This window comes from Ruegeria sp. CDSC045, from assembly GCF_059610725.1.
Genome location: NZ_JBXWOE010000001.1, coordinates 1,026,962 through 1,036,634, shown reverse-complemented (window position 1 = coordinate 1,036,634; position 9,673 = coordinate 1,026,962). Strand labels below are relative to the sequence as shown.

Genomic DNA, 9,673 nt, shown 5'->3' with positions numbered 1-9,673 from the left:
CGCTGACGGCCCAGCTCGGACGTGATCGAGCCGAACAGCTCTGGGTCGCGCGCTGAGAGAGACTGGGTGAAAAAACCGGTATCACGTAGATTGGCGTTCATGGGGGCTCCACAATGCTGGGATTTCTTGCGGATTTCCTATCGGAAACGGGACATCGGCAAAAGGCTTAAAGCGACGATTTGGCCAGCGGTGGCGTCAAGTCTGGTCTATAGGGGAAAGGTATGATTGTTTCGGAACCAAATGTGCAGCACTGGAAACCACAATAGATGATTCAAAGAATCGCTTTTCTTGCCAGCGACGCCAAGGTGGCTCAAACCGCACGCGACAAACTGGTCAGGCGCTATGGCAATGCGGCGCCGCGTGATGCCGGTGTAATTGTCGCACTGGGTGGGGACGGCTTTATGCTGCACACTTTGCACAACATGCAGCACCTCGATACGCCCGTATATGGCATGAATCGTGGAACAATCGGGTTCCTGATGAACGAGTTCCACGAAGAAGACCTGATGGACCGTCTTTCCGCCGCCGAAGAAGAGGTCATCAACCCGCTGGCAATGCGCGCGATGGATCAGTCCGGCAAGATTCATGAGGCGCTAGCCATCAATGAGGTCTCTTTGCTAAGGGCAGGCCCTCAGGCGGCGCGGCTGAGGATCAGTGTGGACGGTCGCGTGCGCATGGATGAATTGGTTTGCGATGGCGCTTTGCTGTCAACGCCAGCAGGATCGACGGCTTATAACTATTCCGCGCATGGGCCAATCCTGCCGATTGGATCGGATGTTCTAGCTCTGACAGCGATTGCAGCCTTTCGTCCGCGACGCTGGCGGGGCGCACTGCTGCCCAAAATCGCCCAGGTGCGGTTCGATGTGTTGGATGCGGACAAGCGGCCGGTCATGGCGGATGCGGATTCAAATTCATTTCCGGATATTGATTGGGTCGAAATTCGATCTGAACCGGCGATTCGGCACCGTATCCTGTTCGACCCGGGCCACGGCCTGGAAGAGCGTCTGATTTCGGAACAGTTCACCTAAATGAAAGGCCAGGTACGAATTAATCGCGCTTGTGTGAACCAGTTCACACGAATCCGATTAACATTAAGGTAGTGTGAACTTGCCTGGAGAACACGCCATGGTGGAAGTGAGTGGCCATCAACGGCGGTTTCGAAATGAACGTGCAGTTTATGTGCGGGCGAGGGTAGGTGGTGCTACGCTCGTTATCGGATTTCTAGGCATATTTTAGAAAGCGGACCCCGGGTACAAAACCCCGGGGTCAATTTTTTTTGGACAACGTCTATTTAGAAGGACGTCCCCATTTTCTTCCACAATGGCAGGCACATTTGCCCTACCCGGTCTTCTATCGCCGCGGCGGCGTCTACGGCCATATCCTCGCGCCATCTGCGGGCTGCGATCTGGATGTTGATCGGCTGCGGCCCATGCGGCAGCTCGGCCAGCCGCGCCGGAACACATGCCGCGGGCAGGCCGATGAAGTTCATCGCATAGGAATAGACCGCACAGCCCAGAACTTCATGCACGCCCTCGGCGCCCTCGGTATCTCGGTCCGGTTTGAAGAACGGCTGTGGCAGGAATGGTGACAGGACCAGAGGATAGTTATGCATGAACAGAGACCACTCGCGCGCATAGTGGCTGCGCTTGGCCAGCATTTCGATAAGGTCTGTGCCAACTATGGGTGGGAATTCCTGAAAGTAGACCTCGAATATGTCGCGGATTGTTTTTGATCCCGCAGCCTCGATATCGGCTTTCAACAAGGTCAAAACTTCGCCCATCAGGGCGCGGTACCCGCCACGACCAGCTTCAAAGATATCGGGTGGTGCGACCTCTTCCACTACATAGCCTGCTTCGATCAATGCATCGCATGCAGTATCCAGAGCCTTGTCGACTTCGGGATGCAAATCGTATCCAAAGGTCTGCTTGGTGAAGGCGACCTTGATCGGGCCGGTTTGGTCCTCACCCCGCCACGGCATCGGCACGTGAAACGGATCGCGCGGATCGGGCGCGATCAAGCTGGGCATGGACAGGTGCAGGTCCGCTGCGGAGCGCGTGATCAGTCCCTGCACCGACATCGATTGTGCCAGTATGCCCCGTTCTGCCGATTGGCTGGGATTCCACGCCGGAACACGACCCAAACCCGGTTTGACGGTGACCGCCCCATTGGCGGCGGCAGGAAATCGCAGACTGCCCCCTATATCGTTGCCATGGGCCAGCGCACCGATCCCAGCCATCACAGCCGCGCCCGCGCCACCAGAAGATCCCCCGGGCGAGATATGACGCCCCCAGGGGTTATACGTGCGGCCGTGCAGTTCGTTGTCTGTGTCAGCACGGAACGAAAACTCGGGCGTGTTGGTGCGACCGATGACGATGGCGCCCGCCTTTTGCAGGTTGGAAACAACCGGCGCATCATCCGGGGCGATCACGTCTTTCAGGGCAACGACCCCATTCGAGGTCGCATGTCCTTTTTGATCGACGTTGATTTTGATGGTGACCGGCACACCATGCAGGGGGCCGGGCTGCTCTCCGCCACCGACCGCCTTGTCCAGATATCGCGCACGGTCCAGCGCCTGCAGGCTCAGATCTTCGACAACCGCATTCAGCGCAGGATTGACCCGTTGCATCCGGTCGATGGAGGCTTTGACGGCCTCTTCCGCGCTGATTTCCCTGTTGCGCGTCAACGCAGTCAGATCTGTGGCGTTCAGACGCCAGATGTCGGTTTCTGTCATGGGGCCTCACTGTCTTGGTCAGACAGTAGAGGCCCGGTGTCAGGTTGCAAGAGGCGGCAGGCGCACCGATTTTCTACTGGGCGTAGCCGATGGATTTCAGCGCCTCGGTGATCTCGTCCAGAATCGCCGGGTCGTCGATGGTGGCGGGCATCTTGTAGTCCTTGCCATCCGCAATCGAGACCATGGTCCCGCGCAAGATCTTGCCCGACCGCGTTTTGGGCAGCCGGTCAACAACCACGGCCAGTTTGAAGGCAGCGACCGGTCCGATCTTTTCGCGCACCAGCTTGACGACATCCTGAACGACGTCACCGTGGTCTCGATCACAGCCCGCGTTCAGACACAGGAAACCAACCGGCATCTGGCCTTTCAACTGGTCCGACACGCCGATCACGGCGCATTCGGCAACGTCAGGGTGCGCGGCCAGAACCTCTTCCATGCCGCCGGTGGACAGACGATGGCCCGCGACGTTGATCACGTCATCGGTGCGCGCCATGATGTAGAGGTACCCGTCCTCATCAACCATGCCCGCATCGCCGGTTTCATAATATCCGGGAAAGTGATTCAGGTACGAGCTTTTGAACCGGTCTTCGGCGTTCCACAGCGTTGGCAGAGTGCCAGGCGGCAGGGGCAGCTTTACCGCAATCGCGCCCAGCTCTCCGGGTTTCATCGGATGCCCGCCTTCGTCCAGGATCTGCACGTCGTAACCGGGCATCGGCTTGGCCGGTGACCCCAGTTTGGTTGGCAGTTCTTCAATCCCCAGCGGATTGCCCGCGATGGTCCAACCGGTTTCAGTTTGCCACCAATGGTCGATGACCGGAACGTTCAGCGCGTCTTTGGCCCATTCGATCGTGTCGGGATCCGCCCGCTCTCCGGCCAGAAACAGGGCTCGCAGGCAAGAGAGGTCGTATTCAGGGATTAATTCCCCCTTGGGATCTTCACGTTTGACCGCGCGGATTGCAGTGGGAGCAGTGAAGAAACTGCGAACATTATGCTCGGATATCACCCGCCAGAAGGTGCCCGCGTCTGGGGTTCCAACCGGTTTGCCCTCGAACACTATCGTGGTGTTGCCGTGGATCAGCGGCGCGTAGCAGATATATGAGTGGCCAACGACCCAGCCGACATCAGAAGCCGCCCAGAACACGTCGCCGGGATCCACGTTATAGATGTTCTTCATCGTCCAGTTCAGGGCGACCAGATGGCCGGCCGTCGGCCGTACGACCCCTTTGGGCGCTCCGGTCGTGCCAGATGTATACAGGATATAAGCTGGATCATTGCCATCGACAGGAACACATTCCGCAGGCTCAACACCGTACTGGAACCCGTGCCAGTTGAAATCACGCCCCTCGACCAAATGCGCAACCTCTTGTTCGCGCTGGAATATCACGCAGAAATCGGGCTTGTGGCTGGCAAGTTCGATGGCACCGTCAAGCAGCGGTTTATAATGCACCACACGGCCCGGCTCCATCCCGCAAGAAGCGGCGATGATTGCTTTTGGTTTGGCGTCATCAATACGGACCGCCAATTCGTTGCTTGCAAAGCCACCAAACACAACCGAGTGCACCGCACCCAGCCGGGCACAGGCCAACATCGCCTCAAGCGCTTCGGGGATCATCGGCATATAGATGATAACCCTGTCGCCCTTTTCGACACCTTTTGCCCGCAATGCCCCGGCCAAAGTAGCGACCCGATTGCGCAGTTCGACATATGAGATCTCGCGCTTGGTGTGGGTGATTGGGCTGTCATAGATGATGGCCGTCTGTTCACCGCGACCATTCTCGACATGGCGATCAACCGCATTCCAGCAGGTGTTGACCCTGGCATCACAGAACCATTCATAAAGAGGAGCATTGTCGTCAAACAAAGCCTTGCTGGGTGGCCGAACCCAATCAATTCCTTTTGCAGCTTCCATCCAGAATGACTCCGGATCGGATTTCCAGCTCTGGTAAACGTCCTGATATGCCACTTTGGTCTCCTCCGAAAAATCCCTGCACCGTGTCTAGGGCGGGGTATAGGGGGCAGACAAGCGGTCGAAGTGACGGGGCGTCACTTTATCGCAAAATATTTGCAGATGTATAAGAATTTCCCTGCTAATTTTTGCAAACCTGTTGGCAATTTATGGATTTTGCGCGCCGAATTCACATTTTTGCAAAACTGCAAATGTATTGGTGCAAATATGAAGGAATCAGTCTGGGCACCTGTTTCGGTGCCCGGAGGGGATCCGTGACCCTTTACCCGTAATGAGCGACAGGCGTTCCTGCGATCGCCGCCATGTTCAGTAACCCGCGTGCGGTGATCGAGGGGGTCACGATATGTGCCTTGTTGCCCATACCCATCAGGATCGGGCCAACTTCCAGCGCGTTGGCCTTCATCTTCAGGATGTTGCGCACACCGCTGGCGGCATCTGCGTGGGCAAATATCAGGACGTTGGCGACACCTTCTAGACGTGAATGCGGGAAGATGCGCGACCGCAGTTCAGGGTCAAGCGCTACGTCCAGATTCATCTCACCCTCATATGTGAAATCGCGCGGCTCCGAGTCCAGAATCTCCAAAGCGGCCCGCAGGCGCTTGCCCGAGCCTTCGGCCTGATTGCCGAATTGAGATTGCGAACAGAACGCGATTTTTGGCTCCAACCCGAAACGCCGGACATGACGGGCCGCGCCCAGGGTGGTTTCGGCAAGCTCTGCAGGCGTTGGTAATTGCCGCACATGTGTATCGGCAATGAACAAAGGGCCGTCCTCAAGAACCATCAGAGACAAAGCGCCATGTGCGCGCAGGTCGCCATTGGCCAACACCTGTTCGACATAGCTTAGGTGCCAGCGGTATTCGCCAAAGGTTCCGCAGATCAGGCTGTCGGCCTCGCCACGCTGGACCATGATCGCCCCAATGGCTGTGCTGTTGGTGCGCATGATCGCCTTGGCCAGATCAGGGGTGACACCGCGGCGCTGCATGATCTGGTGATATGAGGTCCAGTAATCATAGTAGCGATTGTCATGTTCCGGGTTCACGATCTGAAAATCCTCGCCGGGACGCACGGTCAGGCCCAGGCGCTCGCATCGCGCTTCGATGACTTCGGGACGTCCGATCAGGATCGGTGTTTCCGTGGTTTCTTCCAGAATGGCCTGAGCGGCGCGCAGCACACGTTCGTCCTCGCCCTCGGCAAATACAATGCGGCGCGACGCAGCTGCTGCGGCCTCGAAAACCGGGCGCATGATCAGGGCGGATTTGAAAACCGTCTGGTTCAGGCGCTCTTTATAGGCCTCCATATCTGGAATCGGACGCCTGGCAACGCCACTGTCCATAGCCGCCCGGGCCACTGACGAGGACACAACAGCGACGAGGCGCGGGTCAAAAGGTTTTGGGATCAGATAGTCAGGTCCGAATGTCAGTTGCTCGCCCTTATAGGCGGCGGCGGCTTCTGCACTGGTCGTTGCCCGGGCCATATCAGCGATACCGTCTACGCAGGCGATCTGCATAGCGTCGTTAATTTCGGTCGCACCAACATCCAGGGCGCCCCGGAAGATGAAAGGAAAGCACAGAACGTTGTTCACCTGATTGGGAAAATCACTGCGACCCGTTGCGATGATCGCATCGGGGGCCACTTCGCGAGCTGCGTCCGGCAGAATCTCGGGCGTCGGGTTGGCCAGCGCGAAGATGATTGGTCTGTTGGCCATTTTCGCGACCATTTCGGGTTTCAGGACATTCGGTCCGCTAAGCCCCAGAAACAGATCGGCATCCCCGATCACGTCATCCAGCGTGCGCAGATCGGTCTTTTGGGCGAATTGGCTCTTGTGCGGGTTCATGTCCTCGGCTCGCCCTTCATAGACAAGCCCGTGAATGTCACACAGCCAGATGTTTTCGCGTTTCACACCCAGCTTCACCAGCATGTTCAGGCAGGCGATCCCAGCCGCGCCTCCGCCGGTCGAGACGATTTTGATATCCTCGAACTTTTTCCCGGCAACGTACAGCGCGTTCTTAGCAGCGGCGCCCACGACGATTGCGGTGCCGTGCTGGTCATCGTGAAAAACGGGGATGTTCATCCGCTCGCGGCACAGTTTTTCGACAATAAAACAATCGGGGGCTTTGATGTCCTCAAGATTGATCGCCCCGAACGTGGGTTCCAGCGCGCAAACGATATCGGCCAGCTTTTCGGGGTCGGATTGGTCAACCTCGATGTCGAAACAGTCGATCCCTGCGAATTTCTTGAACAGAACCGCTTTGCCTTCCATCACCGGCTTTGAAGCCAGAGCGCCTATATTGCCCAAGCCCAGCACTGCTGTTCCGTTCGAGACCACGCCAACAAGATTGCCCCGCGCAGTGTAAAGCTCGGCGTTGGACGGGTCGGCCTTGATTTCCAGGCTGGCCTCGGCGACGCCGGGCGAGTAGGCGCGCGCCAGATCCCGACCGTTGGCCATGGGTTTCGTAGCCCTGATTTCGAGCTTTCCAGGCTTTGGGTGAGCGTGATAATCAAGCGCGGCCTGTCGCAGGTTGGGAGTGTCAGACATAGGCAATTCATCTCCGTTCCGAATTTGGTTGAAGGGTTAAACTATTTCTGGCGCCTTGGCTACGTGACGTCACTTCATAAATGGATTTTTGCCAAACACGGCCTTAGGTTGAATTATGTTCTAATATGGTTACGGTCGCGCATCTTCATATTCGGCACCGCTTCCACAGGAGATCGAAGGCCCAAGATGACCTCGGAAAAACAATCTCAGTCGATACCCGTCACAACCGATACCAAGCGGTCCTTTGGGCTGGACCAGCCGCTGTTTCGTGCAGCGATTGGAGTTGCGTTGCTGATCTTGGTGGTCCTCTGTATCTGGCCGGTGCAGGCGATGTCCCTCAGCCATGAGGGTGGCCCGTTCGAATCCATTTCGGCCGCGGCGCTTGTTCTGGCCGGGGGCATTGCGCTTTTCCGGTATCGCGGGATTTCCCGTCTCTATATCGGTCTCGTCTGTTTGCTGCTGGCAGAGCGCGAACTTGCTGCGGATATCTATGCCGTAGATAGCCTGCCATATGGGATTCTGAATGGGCTGGACACGCTGCTTGATATGAACGCGGTTCGCGTCATCCTGGCTGTTTTGGTTCTGGGAGGCTTGCTCTGGCACGGGGTGCCAAACGGGTGGCGTGCGTTCAAGCAACGGGTCCCGTTTCTAATGGTGTTCTTTCTGGCCGGTATGTGTGCGGTGGTTGCGCAGGGGTTGGAAGAAGTCAGTGGCGCACTGAAAGACGACCTGTCGGACCAGATGATCATGCGTTTGTTTGTGTTGGAAGAAACGCTTGAGATGTTCTTTTCGATTGGCATTTTGGCTTCTGTTCTGATCGGATGGCCCAAAGCCACGACCGAAGAGAACTTGAATGACCAGCAATCAGACCAAAGCTGAGATTCGTCTGCCGACGCAGGAATTACGTGACGACATCCCGTTTTTTACCAAGGTACTGGGGATGCGGATGGATATGATCTATCCGGCTGATGATCCTCGGGTCGCCGTGTTCTCGGGGCATGGATTGCGATTACGGATCGAACAGGATGCACCCGAGGCGCCCGGAATGTTGCGCATTCTGACCGAAAATCCGGATGAGTTTGCGGCTGGCCAGCGCAGTTTGGTCGCGCCGAACGGGACGCGTGTCGAAATTGATGAACTGAACCCGCCGATGGTGATGCCGGATACCGTGCATTCCTTTGTCGTGCGCAGACTCAAGGATCAGGCCCCGTGGGTCATCGGGCGCGCCGGAATGCATTATCGCGATCTGGTACCCGATCGCTTGGGCGGGTCGATCATTGCCAGCCATATCCGCATTCCTGATGGCGGTCCGGTTCCAGACATGGTGCATTTCCACAAGGTCGGGTTTCAGTTGATTTTCTGCGTCCATGGCTGGGTCGATGTGGTTTACGAGGATCAGGGCGACAAGATGCGCCTGACCGCCGGTGATTGCTTTATCCAGCCGCCCGAAATCCGTCATCGTGTCTTGGAAGCATCGGACAATGTGCAGGTGATCGAAATTGGTGTTCCTGCCGAACATGTCACCGAAATCGACCACGAAATGCAGTTGCCGACCCCGCAATACCGCCCGGATCGCGAATGGCAGGGCCAGCGCTTTGTCTACAACCAGGCCGAGGGGGCAGAATGGGGGCCGTTCCGTTTGCCGGGCTACATCTGTCGCGACACCACGATTGCCCAGAACACGATGGGTGTCGCAGGCGTTCAGGTGGTGCGTCGGGGGCAGGGTGACACCGCCTGGGCTACACATGATACCGATATTCATTTCACCTTCGTTATGAACGGTGAGTTGACGCTCGAAGGCGAGGGGCGCGACCCCTATCGGCTGGAACAGGGCGATGCCTTTGTCATCCCACCGGGTATGCGCACACGCCTGTCTGATCCGACCGATGATGTTGAACTGCTTGAGGTCACGCTGCCTGGCGTGTTCAATACGGTTCTGGATTAAGCATTTTGGCTCAGGAATTCTGCGCTCGGGGCTTCAATTCCCCGGGGGCTTTCATTTAGGGTATGACTTTCTGACCAGATGATCAAAAAATGGGGAATCGCCATGAGCTTGAAAGACGCAGCCTTGTCCGTGCGGGAAAACGCCTATGCGCCTTATTCCAATTTCAAGGTCGGCGCGGCGATCCGGTCCCTGTCGGGGCAGATCTACTCCGGTTGCAATGTGGAAAACGTGGCCTATCCCGAAGGCACTTGCGCCGAGGCCGGAGCCATTGCCGCTATGGTCGCTGCTGGCGAGCAGGAACTGACCGAGGTTTACGTGGTCGCGTCGTCTCCTCAGCCAGTACCGCCGTGCGGGGGGTGCCGCCAGAAACTGGCCGAGTTCGGCAAGCGTGACGTCAAGGTGGTATTGGCCAGCTTGGACGGGGCGGAGTTGAAAACCACTATCGGGGATCTGCTGCCAGGCGCATTTGACGCCTCGCATATGGAGGATGTGTGA

At 57.3% G+C, this 9,673-nt stretch carries 7 protein-coding genes; 4 read left to right on the top strand and 3 right to left on the bottom strand.

Annotated elements, in window-relative coordinates:
• Positions 1 to 266 precede the first annotated feature (266 nt).
• The gene (locus AC2FH6_RS05170; RefSeq protein WP_142632779.1) at positions 267 to 1,028 is read left to right on the top strand and encodes an NAD kinase; all 762 of its coding nucleotides are present in this window, start codon (positions 267 to 269) and stop codon (positions 1,026 to 1,028) included.
• A 263-nt stretch (positions 1,029 to 1,291) separates the two neighbouring features.
• Here the strand turns inward: AC2FH6_RS05170 and AC2FH6_RS05165 are convergent, their stop codons facing one another.
• The 3 genes from AC2FH6_RS05165 to AC2FH6_RS05155 all read right to left on the bottom strand — a co-directional run bounded on the left by AC2FH6_RS05165 (position 1,292) and on the right by AC2FH6_RS05155 (position 7,233).
• Positions 1,292 to 2,731: an amidase family protein gene (locus tag AC2FH6_RS05165; RefSeq protein ID WP_496701490.1), complete on the bottom strand. Its 1,440-nt coding sequence runs from the start codon at positions 2,729 to 2,731 to the stop codon at positions 1,292 to 1,294.
• Between the two features lie 73 nt (positions 2,732 to 2,804).
• Positions 2,805 to 4,694: a propionate-CoA ligase PrpE gene (gene prpE, locus AC2FH6_RS05160; RefSeq protein ID WP_496701489.1), complete on the bottom strand. Its 1,890-nt coding sequence runs from the start codon at positions 4,692 to 4,694 to the stop codon at positions 2,805 to 2,807.
• Positions 4,695 to 4,959: 265 nt separating this feature from the next.
• On the bottom strand, positions 4,960 to 7,233 hold the full coding sequence (locus AC2FH6_RS05155) for an NADP-dependent malic enzyme (protein ID WP_142632785.1): 2,274 nt from the start codon (positions 7,231 to 7,233) through the stop codon (positions 4,960 to 4,962).
• A gap of 186 nt (positions 7,234 to 7,419) precedes the next feature.
• Here AC2FH6_RS05155 and AC2FH6_RS05150 point away from each other — a divergent pair, with 186 nt between their 5' ends.
• The 3 genes from AC2FH6_RS05150 to AC2FH6_RS05140 all read left to right on the top strand — a co-directional run bounded on the left by AC2FH6_RS05150 (position 7,420) and on the right by AC2FH6_RS05140 (position 9,673).
• Positions 7,420 to 8,112: a hypothetical protein gene (locus tag AC2FH6_RS05150; protein WP_496701487.1), complete on the top strand. Its 693-nt coding sequence runs from the start codon at positions 7,420 to 7,422 to the stop codon at positions 8,110 to 8,112.
• On the top strand, positions 8,087 to 9,178 hold the full coding sequence (locus tag AC2FH6_RS05145) for a cupin domain-containing protein (protein ID WP_496701485.1): 1,092 nt from the start codon (positions 8,087 to 8,089) through the stop codon (positions 9,176 to 9,178). Before AC2FH6_RS05150 ends, AC2FH6_RS05145 begins: the two co-directional genes overlap by 26 nt.
• A gap of 102 nt (positions 9,179 to 9,280) precedes the next feature.
• Positions 9,281 to 9,673 (top strand): cytidine deaminase, encoded by a 393-nt coding sequence (locus AC2FH6_RS05140; protein WP_142632791.1) that lies wholly within the window; start codon positions 9,281 to 9,283, stop codon positions 9,671 to 9,673.